Source organism: Cupriavidus campinensis (assembly GCF_905397395.1).
In the GTDB taxonomy this organism is placed as follows: Bacteria; Pseudomonadota; Gammaproteobacteria; order Burkholderiales; family Burkholderiaceae; genus Cupriavidus; species Cupriavidus campinensis.
In genome coordinates this window covers 1-17,237 of the sequence record NZ_CAJPVH010000061.1, presented here as the reverse complement: position 1 = coordinate 17,237, position 17,237 = coordinate 1, and the positions used below count along the sequence as shown (strand labels likewise).

General features: G+C 64.9%; 15 protein-coding genes and 1 pseudogene. 7 read left to right on the top strand and 9 right to left on the bottom strand.

Translation table 11 applies throughout. The features are described from left to right. Positions 1–97: 97 nt before the first annotated feature. The 7 genes from gltA to KHO18_RS23850 form a co-directional block, all read right to left on the bottom strand. Complete coding sequence (gene gltA, locus KHO18_RS23880) at positions 98–1,399, bottom strand: citrate synthase (RefSeq protein ID WP_144199426.1); 1,302 nt, start codon at positions 1,397–1,399, stop codon at positions 98–100. Positions 1,400–1,441: 42 nt separating this feature from the next. After that, entirely contained in the window at positions 1,442–1,723 is a 282-nt protein-coding gene (locus tag KHO18_RS23875; RefSeq protein ID WP_144199427.1) for an FAD assembly factor SdhE, read from the bottom strand. 128 nt (positions 1,724–1,851) lie between these two features. Next, complete coding sequence (locus KHO18_RS23870; protein ID WP_092290164.1) at positions 1,852–2,553, bottom strand: succinate dehydrogenase iron-sulfur subunit; 702 nt, start codon at positions 2,551–2,553, stop codon at positions 1,852–1,854. A gap of 34 nt (positions 2,554–2,587) precedes the next feature. Continuing rightward, the gene (gene sdhA, locus KHO18_RS23865) at positions 2,588–4,366 is read right to left on the bottom strand and encodes a succinate dehydrogenase flavoprotein subunit (protein ID WP_144199428.1); all 1,779 of its coding nucleotides are present in this window, start codon (positions 4,364–4,366) and stop codon (positions 2,588–2,590) included. Between the two features lie 3 nt (positions 4,367–4,369). Then, positions 4,370–4,735, bottom strand: coding sequence for a succinate dehydrogenase, hydrophobic membrane anchor protein (sdhD, locus tag KHO18_RS23860; protein WP_144199430.1), 366 nt, complete (start codon positions 4,733–4,735; stop codon positions 4,370–4,372). An 11-nt stretch (positions 4,736–4,746) separates the two neighbouring features. Continuing rightward, entirely contained in the window at positions 4,747–5,157 is a 411-nt protein-coding gene (sdhC, locus tag KHO18_RS23855) for a succinate dehydrogenase, cytochrome b556 subunit (protein ID WP_144199432.1), read from the bottom strand. Between the two features lie 434 nt (positions 5,158–5,591). Further along, positions 5,592–6,437, bottom strand: coding sequence for a GntR family transcriptional regulator (locus tag KHO18_RS23850; protein WP_144199434.1), 846 nt, complete (start codon positions 6,435–6,437; stop codon positions 5,592–5,594). A gap of 334 nt (positions 6,438–6,771) precedes the next feature. Here KHO18_RS23850 and KHO18_RS23845 point away from each other — a divergent pair, with 334 nt between their 5' ends. The 7 genes from KHO18_RS23845 (at position 6,772) to KHO18_RS23815 (ending at position 16,011) form a co-directional block, all read left to right on the top strand. After that, positions 6,772–7,755, top strand: a complete 984-nt coding sequence (locus tag KHO18_RS23845) for a malate dehydrogenase (RefSeq protein ID WP_144199436.1) — start codon at positions 6,772–6,774, stop codon at positions 7,753–7,755. Between the two features lie 128 nt (positions 7,756–7,883). Continuing rightward, positions 7,884–8,864 carry an HpcH/HpaI aldolase/citrate lyase family protein gene (locus KHO18_RS23840; RefSeq protein ID WP_149135541.1) on the top strand — a complete coding sequence of 327 codons (981 nt, stop codon included), beginning with the start codon at positions 7,884–7,886 and terminating at the stop codon, positions 8,862–8,864. A gap of 228 nt (positions 8,865–9,092) precedes the next feature. Beyond that, on the top strand, positions 9,093–9,638 hold the full coding sequence (locus KHO18_RS23835) for a hypothetical protein (protein ID WP_144199440.1): 546 nt from the start codon (positions 9,093–9,095) through the stop codon (positions 9,636–9,638). A gap of 199 nt (positions 9,639–9,837) precedes the next feature. Further along, positions 9,838–12,543: an aconitate hydratase AcnA gene (acnA, locus tag KHO18_RS23830; RefSeq protein ID WP_144199442.1), complete on the top strand. Its 2,706-nt coding sequence runs from the start codon at positions 9,838–9,840 to the stop codon at positions 12,541–12,543. Between the two features lie 224 nt (positions 12,544–12,767). Next, the gene (locus KHO18_RS23825; RefSeq protein ID WP_186296886.1) at positions 12,768–12,926 is read left to right on the top strand and encodes a hypothetical protein; all 159 of its coding nucleotides are present in this window, start codon (positions 12,768–12,770) and stop codon (positions 12,924–12,926) included. Positions 12,927–13,006: 80 nt separating this feature from the next. Further along, a complete protein-coding gene (locus KHO18_RS23820; RefSeq protein WP_144199444.1) occupies positions 13,007–14,209 on the top strand; it encodes a DUF2863 family protein in 1,203 nt (400 codons plus the stop codon). 203 nt (positions 14,210–14,412) lie between these two features. After that, positions 14,413–16,011, top strand: coding sequence for an ABC transporter substrate-binding protein (locus tag KHO18_RS23815; RefSeq protein ID WP_211944005.1), 1,599 nt, complete (start codon positions 14,413–14,415; stop codon positions 16,009–16,011). A gap of 21 nt (positions 16,012–16,032) precedes the next feature. Here KHO18_RS23815 and KHO18_RS23810 read toward each other — a convergent pair whose 3' ends face one another. Next, complete coding sequence (locus KHO18_RS23810; protein WP_211944004.1) at positions 16,033–16,935, bottom strand: class I SAM-dependent methyltransferase; 903 nt, start codon at positions 16,933–16,935, stop codon at positions 16,033–16,035. 40 nt (positions 16,936–16,975) lie between these two features. Beyond that, positions 16,976–17,237: pseudogene (locus KHO18_RS23805) on the bottom strand (hypothetical protein); the annotation flags it as partial.

Here is a 17,237-nt window from a genome sequence, read left to right as displayed (position 1 = left end):
CGCCCCGCAGGCGGAAACACAAACGCCCCGGCAAGCCGGGGCGTTTGTGTTTGCTGCAGCGCAAGGCGGCCGGGCCGCCCTGCTTTGCGCGACGGGATCAGCGCTTGGCCATGTCCGGCACTTCGCGGGCGGCGGCGCCGTTGAACAACTGGCGCGGACGGCCGATCTTGTACTCGGGGTCCGTGATCATCTCTTCCCACTGCGAGATCCAGCCCGGCGTACGTGCCAGGGCGAAGATGCAGGTGAACAGCGAGGTCGGGATGCCCAGCGCGCGCTGCACGATACCCGAGTAGAAGTCCACGTTCGGGTACAGCTTGCGGCTCACGAAGTACTCGTCTTCCAGCGCGATCTTTTCCAGTTCCATGGCGAGCTTGAACAGCGGGTCGTTGTGCAGGCCCAGTTCGTTCAGCACTTCATGGCAGGTTTCGCGCATCAGCTTGGCGCGCGGATCGTAGTTCTTGTACACGCGGTGGCCAAAGCCCATCAGGCGCACGCCCGAGTTCTTGTCCTTGACCTGCTTGATGAACTCGTTGATGTTGTCCACGCTGCCGATCTCTTCCAGCATCTTCAGCGCAGCTTCGTTGGCGCCGCCGTGGGCCGGACCCCACAGGCAGGCCACGCCAGCGGCGATGGCGGCGAACGGGTTCGTGCCCGACGAGCCAGCCAGGCGCACGGTCGAGGTGGAGGCGTTCTGCTCGTGGTCGGCGTGCAGGATGAAGATGCGGTCCAGCGCGCGCTCGAGCACCGGGTTCACGGTGTACGGGGCGCACGGCGTGCCGAACATCATGCGCAGGAAGTTGCCCGAGTAGGACAGGTCGTTCTGCGGGTAGATGTACGGCTGGCCGATGTTGTACTTGTATGCCATGGCCACCAGGGTCGGCATCTTGGCGATCAGGCGGATGGCCGAGATCTCGCGCTGGTGCGGATCATCGATGTCCATCGCGTCGTGGTAGAACGCGCTCATGGCGCCCACGAGACCCGTCAGCACGGCCATCGGGTGGGCATCGCGGCGGAAGCCGCGCAGGAAGAATTGCAGCTGCTCGTGAACCATCGTGTGGTTCATCACGCTGTTGACGAACTCTTCCTTCTGCTTGGCGTTGGGCAGTTCGCCCTTCAGCAGCAGGTAGCAGGTTTCCAGGTGATCGCACTTGCCTGCGAGCTGTTCGATCGGATAGCCGCGGTACAGCAGTTCGCCCTTGTCACCATCGATGTAGGTGATCTTGGAGTTGCACGACGCAGTCGACATGAACCCCGGGTCATAGGTGAACTTGCCGGTCTGTCCGTACAGCTTGCGAATGTCGATCACGTCGGGGCCAACGGTACCCTTGTAGATCGGCAGCTCAACGCTGGGGGAACCATCGGAAAACGATAGCGTGGCTTTCACATCGGACGGCGTCATGTCGGTTCCTTCAAATGCTGTGAATAATAGTGTTGACCAAACTCAGACCGAACGCAGCAGGTCGAGGACCCGATGCATCGGGGGCGTGTCGAGCTCACCGTCCAGCTCCTTGCGGGCAAGCAGCAGGTCCATCAACTCGTTGTCGCTGAGCTCGAACAGCTCGCCCAGCGATGCCACGTCCTCATCGGACAGGCTCTCCTCGTAACGGTTGAAGAAACGTTCGACGATGATGTCGTTCTCCAGGAGGCCGCGGCGGGCACGCCAGCGCAAACGGGCGCGCTTATGCGGATCGGCCTGATGGGAGAAAGTGGTGGAAAGACTCATGGTCAGCCTTCTTGCGATCGGCGCGTCACCTGATATAGCTCACCAGGCTGACGCGCCGCTTACTTCAACTGCAGACTGCGATACTGCAGCCTCCCGCATGGTGGCAGAAGGCAGTTTATACCGCAGGCTTATACCGCGCGGCGAACCATCAGTTCCTTGATCTTGCCGATGGCCTTGGTCGGATTGAGACCCTTCGGGCACACGTCGACGCAGTTCATGATGCTGTGGCAGCGGAACAGGCGGTACGGGTCGTTCAGGTTGTCCAGACGCTCGCCGGTGGCCTGGTCGCGGCTGTCCGCGATGAAGCGGTAGGCTTGCAGCAGGCCGGCCGGGCCGACGAACTTGTCCGGGTTCCACCAGAACGACGGGCACGACGTGGAGCAGCTCGCGCACAGGATGCACTCGTACAGGCCGTCCAGCTCGTCACGTTCCTGCGGCGACTGCAGACGCTCCTTCTCGGGCGGCGGCTCGTCGTTGATCAGGAACGGCTTGATCGAGTTGTACTGCTTGAAGAAGTTCGTCATGTCGACGATCAGGTCGCGCACCACCGGCAGGCCGGGCAGCGGACGCAGCACGATGCGGTCCGGCAGCTCGCGCATGTTCGTCAGGCAGGCCAGGCCGTTCTTGCCGTTGATGTTCATCGCGTCCGAACCGCACACGCCTTCACGGCACGAGCGGCGGAACGAGATGGTCTCGTCGAGCTTCTTCAGCTTGACCAGCGCATCGAGCAGCATGCGCTCGTGACCGTCGAGCTCCACCTCGTAGGTCTGCATGCGGGGCGCGTCGTCCTTGTCCGGATCGTAGCGGTAGACTTCGAAAATACGCTTCATTTCTGTGGGTCCTGTTGTCTCTACGATGCGGGGCTCAGAAGGTACGGGCCTTCGGCGGAACCGATTCCACCGTCAGCGGCTCCATCTTCACCGGCTTGTAGTCGAGGCGGTTGCCTTCGCTGTAGAACAGCGTGTGCTTGAGCCAGTTGTTGTCGTCGCGGTTCGGGAAGTCGCTGTGGGCGTGGGCGCCACGCGACTCCTTGCGGGCCGCGGCCGAGATCATCGTCGCCTTGGCCACTTCCACCAGGTTCGACACTTCCAGGGCTTCCACCAGCGCGGTGTTGAAGACCTTGGACTTGTCCTTCAGGTGGATGTTGTTGGCACGCTCCGCCACTTCCAGGATGCGCTCGACGCCTTCGTCCATCAGCTTCTGCGTACGGAACACGCCGGCATGCGACTGCATGTTGCGGCGGATGTCGTTGGCCACGTCCTGCGTGTACTCGCCCGACGACGAATTCTGCAGCTTGGCCAGGCGCGCCATGGCGCGGTCCGCGGCGTCAGCCGGCAGCGGCTTGTGTTCCTTCTGCTTGTTCGCGTTGGCGATGATGTGGTTGCCGGCCGCGCGGCCGAACACCACCAGATCCAGCAGCGAGTTCGTGCCCAGGCGGTTGGCGCCGTGCACCGACACGCACGAGCATTCGCCGATCGCGTAGAAGCCGTTCACGATCTCGTTCGGGTTGCCGTTCTTCGGCACCACGACCTGACCGTGGAAGTTCGTCGGGATACCGCCCATCTGGTAGTGGATGGTCGGCACGACGGGGATCGGTTCCTTGATCGCGTCGACGTTGGCGAACTTCATGCCGATCTCGCGGATCGACGGCAGGCGCTTCATGATGGTCTCGGCACCGACGTGGGTCAGGTCGAGCAGCACGTAGTCGCCGTTCGGGCCGCAACCACGGCCTTCCTTGATTTCCTGGTCCATCGAGCGCGACACGAAGTCACGCGGCGCCAGATCCTTCAGCGTCGGGGCATAGCGCTCCATGAAGCGCTCGCCATCCTTGTTACGCAGGATGCCGCCCTCGCCACGCACGCCTTCCGTGATCAGCACGCCCGCGCCGGCCACGCCGGTCGGGTGGAACTGCCAGAACTCCATGTCTTCCAGGGGTACGCCGGCACGCGCCGCCATGCCCAGGCCATCGCCCGTGTTGATGAAGGCGTTGGTGGAAGCCGCGTAGATCCGGCCCGCGCCGCCGGTGGCGAACAGGGTGGTCTTGGCTTCGAGGATGTAGACCTCGCCGGTTTCCATTTCCAGTGCGGTCACGCCCAGCACGTCGCCGTCTTCGTCGCGGATCAGGTCCAGCGCCATCCATTCGACGAAGAAATGCGTCTTGGCGCGCACATTTCGCTGGTACAGCGTGTGCAGCAGCGCGTGGCCGGTACGGTCAGCCGCGGCGCAGGCACGCTGCACGGGCTTCTCGCCGTAGTTGGCCGTGTGGCCGCCAAACGGACGCTGGTAGATCGTGCCATCGGCGTTACGGTCGAACGGCATGCCGAAGTGCTCGAGCTCGTACACGACCTTCGGCGCTTCCCGGCACATGAACTCGATGGCGTCCTGGTCGCCCAGCCAGTCCGAGCCCTTGATGGTGTCGTAGAAGTGATAGTGCCAGTTGTCCTCGCTCATGTTGCCAAGCGAGGCACCGATGCCACCCTGCGCCGCCACGGTGTGCGAGCGGGTGGGGAAAACCTTCGACAGCACGGCCACGTTCAGGCCGGCTTCTGCGAGCTGGAGGGATGCGCGCATCCCGGCGCCGCCCGCCCCGACGATGACCACGTCAAACCGACGACGCGGCAATCCAGTCTTGACTGCGACCATTTATTACACCCTCCAGAGAATCTGAGCAGCGTAGCCCGCACAACCGACGAGCCACAGAATCGTAAGAACTTGCAGCACGAGGCGCACGGCCATCGGCTTCACATAGTCCATCCAGATGTCGCGCACACCAAACCAGGCGTGATACAGCAGCGAGAGGATGGTGAGGAACGTCAGGATCTTCATCCACTGGTTGGCGAAGAGACCTGCCCAGCCTTCGTACGACGGATTGCCGAAAGCCAGGTACACACCCGCCAGGATCACGGTGAACAGCACCATGATCACGGCGGTCACGCGCTGCGCCAGCCAGTCTTTCAGACCGTAGTGCGCACCGACGACAAGACGCTTGGGACCGATATTATTGTTTGCCACCTTGATTCTCCTCAGAACAGGCCGAACAGCTTCAGCCCGAAAATCAGGGTGAGCAGCAGGCTGACGACGAGCACCGCGATGGCCGACTTGGCGGACGTGGGCTTAGCCACGCCGACGTGTACGTCCAGCAGCAGGAAGCGGATGCCGGCGCAGAAGTGATGCAGGTAACCCCAGATCAGCGCCAGGATGACCAGTTTGACGAAGCCGTTGGACAGCAGTGCCGAGAACTTGGCGAAGCTCAGCTCGGACGTGACGCTCTGCTCAAACAGGTACAGAACGAACGGAAGGAGGAGGAACATCAATGCACCGCTGACGCGATGCAGGATGGATACCTTGCCGGCCCAGGGCAACCGATAGCGCGCGATCTGCGCAATACCGATATTCCGGAACTCCGGCCTGGCTTGTTTGACGGCTTCAGCCATGCGAGACCCCATTTGCGGTAGAAAAAAAACTGCAAAAGAACGAAAACTGCCATTGCTCCGGGTTTCACCGGATCGCTACCCGATTGCGCAGTGAGGCGACTCCGGGTACCTTGAAGGCACGGGACACACCCGCCTTCCGGTGCGCACCGGTTTGGATCCTGCGCGTGGGTAGCGCTGGATGCAAATGAATGCACTGGAGCAAATCCCGATGATTTTAGCGCCTTTGTTGCGCGCCGCACCAATAATTTTCAGCTATCGCGCACCAACCCGGCGTGCCCGACAATCGCACGCAATACTCTGCGCACCACGCCGGATCGGTCTCCTCCCCGGCGCATTCCCAGCGATTCCATTCAATGGCCGCAACGGTCGACACGGGTAATCCGCAGGCGCCGCAATAATCGCGCCCCTGGCCCGGCGAGCATCGCCGCCACGCATTAACTCAAGTCATTCTGGTAATAGTGCCGCGTGGTCACATACAGGCCGCGGCGGACTTCCACCGGCCGGTCGCCATAGGTGAACGACACCCGTTCCACCGACAGCAGCGGCGTACCCGGGGCCACGGACAACAGTTCGGCCGCCGTATTATCGGCAGATACCGCCCGGATCTTTTCCGTGGCGCGGATCATGCGCGTGCCGAACTCGGCCTCGAACAGCGCGTACATCGGGCCTTTCCACTCGTTGAGCTTCTCGGCCGTCAGTCCTTTGAAATTGGTGCCCAGCAGCCAGATCTCGTCCAGCACCGTAGCTTCATTCGAAAACGTCAGCACGCGGCGGATCTGCACGACGCTGTCGCCGGTGCGGATATCCAGCAGCCGCGCGATCTCGGCCGGCGCGCGCAGGCGCTTGCACTCCAGCACGCGGCTCGCGCCATAGTGCGGCTCGCCCTCATCGGGCACCAGCCGCAGGAAACGGAACTTGACCACGTCCTCGTAGTGCGTGGTCACGAAAGTACCCTTGCCCTGCCGGCGCGCCACCAGGTTCTCGGCGGCCAGTTCGTCGATGGCCTTGCGCACCGTGCCCTGGCTGACCTTGTAGCGCGCGGCCAGGTCCATTTCGCTCGGGATCATTTCGCCCGGTTTCCATTCGCCGGACTGCAGGCTCTGGGTAATCAGGGCCTTGATCTGCTGGTAGAGCGGGCTGAACGTGGGCGAGGGATTGGCCGGGCCGGCGGCCGGCGCATTGGCGGCGGGCGGCTGCGCCCCGGCACCGCTCTGAGGGGCGCCAGATTCCGGCGCGCCGTTGCCGGCTGCGGCGGACAGGGACGTGGGCAGGGATGACATAGCCCGGATTTCACCACAAAATCGAGAATCGCGTCCAGCACGCTATGAAATGTCTTATGTCTTATATAAGACATATAAATTGACAGTCACGGAGGCCCGCCCTACACTCGCGCAGTCCGCGCCGCCGCCCCCGGCCGCCATCCCCCGCGAGACCCGGATTCGGGCATCGCGGCACCGTTCGGGATGCGGCGCACCACATAGCAGTAGTAGACTTACGCCTTGTCGCCCTCGACGCGGCGGACGCCAGCCTGCCCCGTGGCGACACGCGACGCGCCCGCCCCGTGCGGCAGGCGCCACTGACCGGTTACCCCTCTTTTCGTTTGGAGATTTACTCATGGCTAAAGCCCCAATGCGCGTCGCAGTGACCGGCGCCGCTGGCCAGATCGGCTATTCCCTGCTGTTCCGCATCGCCAACGGCGACATGCTCGGCAAAGACCAGCCGGTCATCCTCCAACTGCTCGACCTCCCGCAAGCCCAGGCCGCCGTCAAGGGCGTGGTGATGGAACTGGAAGACTGCGCGTTCCCGCTGCTGGCCGGCGTGGTCATCACCGATGACCCCAAGGTCGCCTTCAAGGACGCCGACGTGGCCCTGCTGGTTGGCGCCCGTCCCCGCAGCAAGGGCATGGAACGCAAGGACCTGCTCGAAGCCAACGCCCAGATCTTCACGGTGCAGGGCAAGGCGCTCGACGAAGTGGCGAGCCGCAACGTCAAGGTGCTGGTGGTGGGCAACCCGGCCAACACCAACGCCTACATCGCCATGAAGTCGGCCCCGAGCCTGCCGCGCGAGAACTTCACCGCGATGCTGCGCCTGGACCACAACCGTGCGCTGTCGCAGATCGCCGCCAAGACCGGCAAGCCGGTGTCGTCGATCGAGAAGATGTTCGTGTGGGGCAACCACAGCCCGACCATGTACGCCGACTACCGCTACGCCACCGTTGACGGCAAGAGCGTCAAGGACATGATCAACGACCCGGTCTGGAACAACGACGTGTTCCTGCCGACCGTCGGCAAGCGCGGCGCCGCCATCATCGAGGCGCGCGGCCTGTCGTCGGCCGCCTCGGCTGCCAACGCCGCCATCGACCACGTGCACGACTGGGTGCTGGGCTCGAACGGCAAGGTCGTCACGATGGGCATCCCGTCGAACGGCGAATACGGCATCCCGGCCGACACCATGTTCGGCTACCCGGTGACCACCGCCAACGGCAAGTATGAAATCGTGAAGGGTCTGGAGATCGACGCCTACAGCCAGGAAAAGATCAATATCACCCTGAAGGAACTGGAAGAAGAAAAGGCCGGCGTGCAGCATCTGCTGGGCTGATCTTCCGGAGCCTCCCGCGCATGACGAACCGGGGTCCCGCATCGATGCAACAATCGGCGCGGACCCCGGTTTTTTCATGGGCGCGGGCCTTGTCTCGTCAATTACCCCCCACTCCATAAGTATTCAACGTGCATCCTTCCGAGGTCTTGTTTCAGGGCGAAGCCATCCCGGTCCAGTTGCCGGTGTGTGACCACTATGCCGGCAGCGAAAAGCTCATGCGCAAGTCGCTGGCCCTGCAGCAAGAGCTTGGGCCCGTGTTCGACATCACATTCGACTGCGAGGACGGCGCCGCCGTCGGCCTCGAGCGCGAGCACGCCACGCTGTGCGCCCAGCTGATCAACAGCCCGGAGAACGTCCACAACCGTGTGGGCGTGCGCATCCACGACCCCGCCCACCCGCACTGGCGCGAGGACATCGACATCCTGGTGGCCGCCGCCGGCGCGCGCCTGGCCTATGTGGTGGTACCGAAGGTGACCGATGTAGTGGAAGTCGCCCGGGTGACCGATCACGTCAACCATGTGGCGCGCAGTGCCGGCATTGCCCGGCACATCCCGATTCATGTGCTGATTGAGACACATGCCGCGCTCGAACAGGTCTTCGACATCGCCGCGCTGGTCCAGGTGGAGTGCCTCAGCTTCGGGCTGATGGACTTCGTCTCCGCCCACCACGGCGCCATTCCGGGCGATGCGATGCGCTCGCCGGGCCAGTTCGAATACCCGCTGATCCGCCGCGCCATGCTCGAGATCTCCGCGGCCTGCCATCGCCACGGCAAGGTGCCGTCGCACAACGTCAGCACCGACGTGCAGCATCCGCAGCGTGCCGGCGACGACGCCAGCCGCGCCCGCGCCGAGTTCGGCTACCTGCGCAAGTGGAGCATCCATCCGGGCCAGATCGCCCCGATCGTGGCCGCTTTCCGCCCCACCGATACCGAGATCGGCGCGGCCAGCGAAATCCTGCTGGCGGCCCACGAGAACAACTGGGCCCCGATCCGCCATGACGGCCAGCTGCACGACCGCGCCAGCTACCGGTATTACTGGGCGCTGCTGCAACGCGCCCACGCCACGGGCACCAGCCTGCCGGCGGCAGCGGCCGAGCTGTTCTTCGACTGAATGGCGGCCCGAGTGACGCCTCCGCGCGCGGATACTGCCCTTTTCCGACCCGAAGTGCCCCATGGCAAACCAGACATTTCCGATTGTGTAACCAATAGATGACGGGCTTCGCCCTGTCAGGCAAATCGTAGAGAATAGCGGCGGAAAGTTGCCGGGCCGCCCACGGGCACCCGGCCCCGCCCAATACTAGAGCCCCCCAGTAATCATTCAAATCCGGAAGGAATACCCATGAAAAAGATCGTGCTCGCCTCCTTGCTCGGCGCCCTCTCGCTGACCGTCGCCTCCACCGCCATGGCTCAGGAACCCGCCAAGAAGAAGCCGGCTGCGACCAAGAAGGCGCCCGCCAAGTCCAGCAAGAAGGCCACGACCGCCGCCGCAGCCCCTGTCACGCCGTCCGGCGAGAAGTGGCAGTGCGAGCTGGGCAATGTCATCTATATCAATGGCAACATGCTGCGCGACGAAGTGCTGACCGTGCACTGGCAAGGCCGTGACTACCGCCTGCCGCGCCAGTCCACCGTGACCGGCGCCGACCGCTACTTCGACCAGCAATCGGGCCTCGACCTCGTCGTGATCCCGAGCAAGGCCATGCTGTTCAACAAGAACATGGGCCAGCGCCTGGCCGACGAATGCCAGAGCGCCGACATGCTGGCCGGTGGCTCGGCCCCGACCCAGGCCGGCGCCCTGCGCGCGCCGGTGGCCACGCCGCTGCTGGTGGCCCCGGCTACCACCGAAGCCCAGCCCGCTCCCGCTGCCCAGGTCACCCCGAAGCAGTAAAGTCGTAAATTTGCGATCATTGCGGTACTTCGCGCGGCCCATCGCCGCGCGGCAGTTGAGTTTGTTGTCACGGTGCGCGTCCGGGGAGTTTCCGGCCGCGCCGCGTCAAGGCGGCGGAACCCTCTCGTGCACCGGGGTCTGAAGAAGAAGAAAGTTTAGAAAATCGCGTCCCGCGTCATCCCTCGATTGGAGTCAGGCAATGCCCCACAATCTCAATAACACTCTCAAGGAATTCAAGCTCGGCACCGGCGGCCGCGGCCAGTACTATTCCCTGCCGCAGTTGGGCAAGGCGCTGGGCGTGAAGATCGAACGGCTGCCGATCTCCATCCGGCTGGTACTGGAATCGGTGCTGCGCAACTGCGACGGCAAGAAGGTGACCGAGGAACACGTGCGGCAACTGGCCCACTGGAAGCCGCGCGCTGACCGCGTGGACGAGATTCCGTTCGTGGTGGCGCGTGTGGTGCTGCAGGACTTCACGGGCGTGCCGCTGCTGGCCGACCTGGCCGCGATGCGCAACGTGGCCGAGAAGATGGGCAAGAACCCCAAGAAGATCGAGCCGCTGGTGCCGGTGGATCTGGTGGTGGACCACTCGGTGCAAATCGACCATTTCCGCGAGAAGAAGGCACTCGACCTCAACATGCAGCTGGAATTCAAGCGCAACAACGAGCGCTACCAGTTCATGAAGTGGGGCATGCAGGCCTTCGATACCTTCGGCGTAGTGCAGCCGGGCTTCGGCATCGTCCACCAGGTGAACCTGGAATACCTGGCGCGCGGCGTGCACAAGAAGGACGGTGTCTACTATCCGGACACGCTCGTTGGCACCGACTCGCATACCACGATGATCAACGGCATCGGCGTGGTGGGCTGGGGCGTGGGTGGTATCGAAGCTGAAGCCGGCATGCTGGGCCAGCCGGTGTACTTCCTGACGCCTGACGTGGTCGGCGTGGAACTGAAAGGCCGCCTGCGCGAGGGCGTGACCGCCACCGACCTGGTGCTGACCATCACCGAAATGCTGCGCCGCGAGAAGGTCGTGGGCAAGTTCGTCGAGTTCTTCGGCGAAGGCACCGCCAGCCTGACGACCCCGGACCGCGCCACCATCGGCAACATGGCGCCCGAGTATGGCGCCACGATGGGCTTTTTCCCGGTGGACGAGAAGACCATCGACTATTTCAAGGGCACCGGCCGCACCGACGAGGAAATCGCCGCATTCGAGGGCTACTTCCGCGCCCAGGAGATGTTCGGCGTGCCGATGGCCGGCGATATCGACTACAGCACCACGCTGACGCTGGATCTGGGCACGGTGGCGCCGTCGCTGGCGGGCCCCAAGCGCCCGCAGGACCGCATCGAGATCGGCAACGTCAAGAGCACCTTCGCCTCGCTGTTCTCCAAGCCGGTGGCCGAGAACGGCTTCAACAAGGACCCCGACGACCTGAACCGCGAGTACACCAACGCCGACGGCGTGAAGGTGAAGAGCGGCGACGTGCTGATCGCCGCCATCACCTCCTGCACGAACACCTCCAACCCGAGCGTGCTGCTGGCCGCCGGCCTGCTGGCCAAGAAGGCGGTGGAAGCCGGCCTGAACGTGGCGCCGCACATCAAGACGTCGCTGGCCCCGGGCAGCCGCGTGGTCACCGAATACCTGACCGCCACGGGCCTGCTGCCGTACCTGGAGAAGCTTGGCTTCGGCGTGACGGCCTACGGCTGCACCACCTGCATCGGCAATGCGGGCGACCTGACCCCGGCGCTGAACGAGGCCATTGTCCAGAACGACATCGTCGCGGCCGCCGTGCTGTCGGGTAACCGCAACTTCGAGGCCCGCATCCACCCGAACATCCGCGCCAACTTCCTCGCCTCGCCGCCGCTGGTGGTGGCCTACGCCATCGCCGGCAACGTCACCCGCGACCTGATGACCGAACCGGTGGGCAAGGGCAAGAACGGCAAGGACATCTGGCTGGGCGATATCTGGCCGTCGTCCGAGGAAATCCACGCGCTGCTGAAGTTCGCGATGAACGCCAAGGTGTTCAAGACGAACTACGAGCAGGTCAAGAAGCCGAGCAAGCTGTGGGCCAACATCAAGGGCACCACGGGGCAGGTCTACGACTGGCCGACTTCCACCTACATCGCCGAACCGCCGTTCTTCCAGGACTTCGAGCTCGAGCCCAAGGCGGTCTCGGCCAGCGTGCGCGGCGCGCGGGCGCTGGGCGTGTTCGGCGATTCCGTGACGACCGACCACATCTCCCCGGCCGGCTCGATCAAGGACACCTCGCCGGCGGGCAAGTACCTGCTCGCGCACGGCGTGCTGAAGGCGGACTTCAACAGCTACGGCTCGCGCCGCGGCAACCATGAGGTGATGATGCGCGGCACGTTCGCCAACGTGCGGATCAAGAACCTGATGATTCCGCCCAAGGCCGACGGCTCCCGCGTGGAAGGCGGCCTGACGCTGCACCAGCCCACCGGCGAGCAGATGTCGATCTACGACGCCGCCATGAAGTACATCGCCGAGGGCACGCCCACGGTGGTGATCGGCGGCGAGGAATACGGCACGGGTTCCTCGCGCGACTGGGCGGCCAAGGGCACGCAACTGCTCGGCGTGAAGGCCGTGGTGGCGCGCAGCTTCGAGCGGATCCACCGTTCGAACCTGGTCGGCATGGGCGTGCTGCCCCTGCAGTTCAAGGGCAGCGACAGCGCGCAGTCGCTCGGCATCATCGGCAACGAGACCTTCGACGTGGAAGGCATCGAGGGTGACCTGAAGCCGCAGCAGGATGTGGTGCTGGTGATCCATCGCGCCAACGGCGACACCCAGCGCGTGCCGGTGCTGCTGCGCATCGACACCCCGATCGAGGTGGACTATTACAACCACGGCGGCATCCTGCCGTTCGTGCTGCGCCAGCTGCTGGCCGCGTAAGCGGTCCCGGCCGAGGCCAGGAAGTGACAACGGCGCACCCACGGTGCGCCGTTTTTCTTTTTCATTGGCGGGCGGCGCGCCGCCGGGCCAGCTTGCGGGTTATCCCCGATCCGGCGCGTAAGTTCCATGCAAGGCTGCACTGCCAGACTGGCCCCTACGCAATTCGGCGTTCATCCCTATAAGCGGGGCGGCCAAGGCACGCCCCCGCACCGACTGGAGACACCATGGTCAAGATCCTCATCGCTTTCATCGTCGTCGCCGGCGCCGCCCTGTATCTGCTGACGAAGGGTGGCGGCGACGTCTCCATGGGCGGCGAGCAGCACGGCGTCGAGACCCACGCCCCGGCCGCCACCGAGACCCCGGCAGCGCCCGCACAGAAATAAGACGGGAACGCCGCGGGGTGCTGTGTTTGTCAACGCAGCGAGTAGAATACCGTTTTACGTAAAACGGACGGTCTTCACATATGGCAGGTTTTCGCCCCAAGTCTTCCCCCCGACTCTCGCCCGATGCCGAGCGACTGGTGGCCGACGCGCTTGCGCTCGACGCCTCGGGCAGCCGCATGGAGGACGGGTATTGGGAGCGGCGGCTGTCGCAGCGCCTGGGCCGCCTCCTGAAGAACGGCAGCCAGACCGCCCTCGACGCCGCGCTCGAACACCTGTTCAAGCACAATGCAGATGCCTCCGACGTGCTGGCCGAGCAGGCCGAGACGCTGGCCGAGTCTGCCACGTTAGAAATCGACGGCGTGCGCCACGACGCCCTGCTGATCGCCGCCCCGATCCTGGCCCATACCCGCTACGCGATTCCGTCCGGCGCGCTCAAGCCCGAGCTGGCCCAGACGCTGGCCGTGCACCTGCAGGCCCACGTGCTGGCCACGCAGACCCAGGTAGCGCTGTCGCCGTACCTGTACAGCATCGACCAGCTCCCGCGCACCCATAGCGACACCTTCGCGCTGACCCACAAGCTCGCCTCGGCGGCGCTGGCCGGCACGGTGCCCAAGGTGGACCTGCGCGACCTGCCCGAGACCGCCCCGATCCTGGCCGATCCGCGCTACCTGCTGGCCGTGGTGGTGGCGCCGCACGAAGGCGCCCTGTTCCGCTGGCAGGAAGATGCCAAGGAGCACCACGCCGAGCGCTCCACCTGCCTGGAACAATGGCGCCAGCAGGTGCAGCCGTCCGTGGCCGTGCTGCTGCCGGGCTGCGAGTTCGAACTGCTGCTGCCCGATGCCTTCTTCCTGTCGTGCCGCGAATCGGACAAGAGCATCCGCCCGCTGACCGTGCGCGCCGCCGTGAACTACCTGTGCGGCACGCTGGACGTGCCTGCCGGCCAGCTGGCTGCCGTGGTGGCCTCGTTCGGCGAGGAAGTGGTCGAGGAATACCGCGTCGGCTTCACCATGCGCGGCGAGAAGGACGTGATCTACGGCATCGTCTGGCCCGTCTATGGCCGCGAGGCCGGCGAGGTCGATGCCGAGGAGAAAGGCAACCCGCTCGAGCAGATCTGCGAGGAACTGCGCAACGCCGGCGTGGAGGAGATCTTCCGCCACGCTGCGCTGTTCGACCCCGAGTACTGCGAAGACTGCGGTACGCCACTCTATGCGGACCGTTCGGGCGAGATCGTCCACGCCGAACTGCCCGAGGACGCGCCGACCCAGCAGCCGCTGTTCCACTGAAATGGCCTGACGAAGCAGAAAAAACCCGCGCAAGCGGGTTTTTTTATCGGCGCGACGGGGCGGAAGGCGTCGCAGGCAAAAAGTGTCGAAAACACCGCATCACCTTGCCTGCGCCCGGGAAGCCCCCCAACCCGCGCAGGCATGTACGTTTGACGGCACAATGCATGTCATTCCATCCCCGCACGACCCCGAGGAGCCTGTCGATGAAAGCAAGCCATCGTTCCGCCAACATCCGCCATGCCTTGCTGGGCGCCCTGCTCTCCGTAGCGGTATCCGCCGGGCTGCCGGTGGGCGCCGCGCACGCCGAGGACCTGCGCATCGGCCTGGCGGCCGATGTCACGTCGATGGACCCGCACTGGAACAACGCGGGCCCGAACAACGCCATCGCGCTGCATATCTTCGAGTCGCTGGTGTTCATGGACAAGAACGCACGCTACATCCCCGGGCTGGCGCTGTCGTGGAAGCCGGTGAACGCCATCACGTGGGAGATCAAGCTGCGCCCGAACGTGAAGTGGCATGACGGCGCGCCGTTCACGAGCGAGGACGTCAAGGCGTCGCTGGAGCGGCCCGACAAGCTGACCAACAGCCCCGGCTCGTTCACCAGCTACACCAAGCCGATCGCCCGCATCGACACGCCAGACCCGCTCACCGTGCGCCTGACCATGAGCGTGCCGAACTACGCCAACCTCGCCAACGACCTGAACAGCGTGCCGATCATGCCGAAGAAGGTCGCGGCCACGCTGACCCAGGCCGATTTCGACTCGGGCAAGGCGATGATCGGCACCGGGCCGTTCAAGTTCGTGCGCTTCGCGCGCGGGCAGGAAATCGTGATGGCGAAGAACCCCGACTACTGGGGGCCGAAGGTGGACTGGGACCGCGCGGTATTCCGCATCCTGACCGACAACGGCGCGCGCAGCGCGGCCCTGCTGGCCGGCGACGTGGACGTGATCGAGAGCGTGCCCTCGGCGGACGTGGCCAAACTTAAGCAAAATCCGAAGTTCAAGATCGAGCAGACGGTGTCGTGGCGCACCATCTTCTGGCAGATGGACCAGTCGCGCGACAACTCGCCGTTCGTGACCGACAAGGCCGGCAAGCCGCTCGCCAGAAACCCGTTCAAGGACGCCCGCGTGCGGGAAGCGGTCAGCCACGCGCTGAACCGGGACGCCATCGTCAGCCGCATCATGGAGGGGCTGGCGGTGCCGGCCTCGTCCATCGTCTCCCCGCAGATCTTCGGCCATCCGGGCACCAGGCCGGATGCCTACGACGTAGAGGGCGCCAAGAAGCTGCTGGCCCAGGCCGGCTACCCGGACGGCTTCGCCCTGACGCTGCACGCCACCAACAACCGCTACCTCAACGACGCCCAGGTGGCACAGGCCACCGCCAGCATGCTGACCCGCATCGGCATCCAGACCAAGGTGGAGACCCTGCCCGTGGCGGCCTACTTCACGCGCGCGCGCCAGGGCGAATTCTCGTTCCAGATGCTGGGATGGGGCTCGGCGGCAGCCGATGTGGCGCTGCGCTCGATCACCGGCACGCCAAATCCGAAGACCGGCTATGGCACCTGGAACTGGGGCAAGTACAGCAATCCGCAGCTGGACAAGCTGATCGAGACGTCACTGACCACGGTCAGCAGCGACAAGGCGCGCGAGGAGAACGCCCGCGCCGCGGCGAAGCTCGCGCTGGCGGACCACGCCATCATCCCCTCGCACAGCCAGCTGGCGATGTGGGCGATGCGCAAGGGCCTGCGCTACGAGGCCCGTACCGACGAGTGGTCGCTGGCGCAGTTCTTCCACAAGGAATGACCGTTTTCCCTCAGAAAACGCTCAGATCACCAGCCGCTCTTCCTGATTGGCATTGGCCGCGCGCAGCTTCTTGACCCAGTCCCGGGCGGGCAGGTTCGTCGCGGCTTCCACCACGTCCGCGCGCGCTTCCAGCGTCTCCCAGGACACGTCGATGGCCGGCCCGTTGAACGCCATGGCGATGATGTTGCCGTCGTGCACCTCCGGGAAGACCAGCACGCGGTTGTCGAAGGCATCGCAGATTCGCACGATGTTCTTCGGAAAGCTCTCGTGGTCGCCGAACAGGTTGATCGTCATCACGCCGGGCGTCTTCAGCACGCGGCGGCAGGCGCGGTAGAACGCCGTGGTGTCCAGCACCGGGCCCCGCGCGGTGGCGTCGTAGAGGTCCACCTGGAGAGTATCGACGGCCGCCGTGCTGGCGCTGTCCATCACGAAGTCCCAGGCGTCCTGCTCGCGCACGGTCAGGCGCGCATCGTCCTCACGCAGGCCAAACATGCTGCGGCCGGCCACGATCACGGCCGGGTTCAGCTCCACCGCCGTCACCTTGGCGTGGGCGAACTGGCGATAGCAGAACTTGGTCAGCGCGGCGGCCCCAAGGCCCAGCTGCACCACGTGGAAGTCATCGACCGAGGGCGACTGGAACAGCAGCCAGGCCATCATCTGCTGCGCGTACTCGAGCTCGATGGCGTCCGGCTTGCGCAGGCGCATCGCGCCCTGGACCCATTCCGTGCCGAAATGCAGGTAGCGCACGCCATCCATCTCGGAGAACGTCACCGGCGCAAAGCGCGGTTTCATGCGCGCTTCGTGGCGGGGGTCCTGCCGGGAGTCCTGCCGGGCGTTCAGGTTGCCGCGCGATGCATCACGGTGTTCACGGGCGGGACGGCGCGAGGCCACGGCCTCGATCGATTTGCGTTTCAGAAGGGTCATGGCAGAGAGCAAGGCGCCGAGGGCGCGGATCATGGGCGAATCACTGGCCCAGCGCCGCCTGGGCGCGCTGGAGCCATTCGCGATTGTGTTCGCGGGCATGGCGCGGCCAGTGGCGCGCGTCATGGACGATATCGGCATAGAGCGCTTTCGCGCGCTCGCGGTCGGCGGCATCGGGCTGGGCCGCCAGCCAGTCGGCAAACAGGCAGCGCGGCGCGGCATCGCTGGCGCTGGTGAGGGCCTGCTCGAACGCGGCCCGCGTGCCCGGCGCGCCGGTGGCGGCCAGTGCCTGGGCGTACAGCAGC

Coding starts and splice junctions, on each gene's coding strand:
- gltA (WP_144199426.1), bottom strand. CDS start 1,399: ATGACGCCGTCCGATGTGAAAGCCACGCTATCGTTTTCCGATGGTTCC.
- KHO18_RS23875 (WP_144199427.1), bottom strand. CDS start 1,723: ATGAGTCTTTCCACCACTTTCTCCCATCAGGCCGATCCGCATAAGCGC.
- KHO18_RS23870 (WP_092290164.1), bottom strand. CDS start 2,553: ATGAAGCGTATTTTCGAAGTCTACCGCTACGATCCGGACAAGGACGAC.
- sdhA (WP_144199428.1), bottom strand. CDS start 4,366: ATGGTCGCAGTCAAGACTGGATTGCCGCGTCGTCGGTTTGACGTGGTC.
- sdhC (WP_144199432.1), bottom strand. CDS start 5,157: ATGGCTGAAGCCGTCAAACAAGCCAGGCCGGAGTTCCGGAATATCGGT.
- KHO18_RS23850 (WP_144199434.1), bottom strand. CDS start 6,437: ATGTCATCCCTGCCCACGTCCCTGTCCGCCGCAGCCGGCAACGGCGCG.
- KHO18_RS23845 (WP_144199436.1), top strand. CDS start 6,772: ATGGCTAAAGCCCCAATGCGCGTCGCAGTGACCGGCGCCGCTGGCCAG.
- KHO18_RS23835 (WP_144199440.1), top strand. CDS start 9,093: ATGAAAAAGATCGTGCTCGCCTCCTTGCTCGGCGCCCTCTCGCTGACC.
- acnA (WP_144199442.1), top strand. CDS start 9,838: ATGCCCCACAATCTCAATAACACTCTCAAGGAATTCAAGCTCGGCACC.
- KHO18_RS23825 (WP_186296886.1), top strand. CDS start 12,768: ATGGTCAAGATCCTCATCGCTTTCATCGTCGTCGCCGGCGCCGCCCTG.
- KHO18_RS23820 (WP_144199444.1), top strand. CDS start 13,007: ATGGCAGGTTTTCGCCCCAAGTCTTCCCCCCGACTCTCGCCCGATGCC.
- KHO18_RS23815 (WP_211944005.1), top strand. CDS start 14,413: ATGAAAGCAAGCCATCGTTCCGCCAACATCCGCCATGCCTTGCTGGGC.
- KHO18_RS23810 (WP_211944004.1), bottom strand. CDS start 16,935: ATGACCCTTCTGAAACGCAAATCGATCGAGGCCGTGGCCTCGCGCCGT.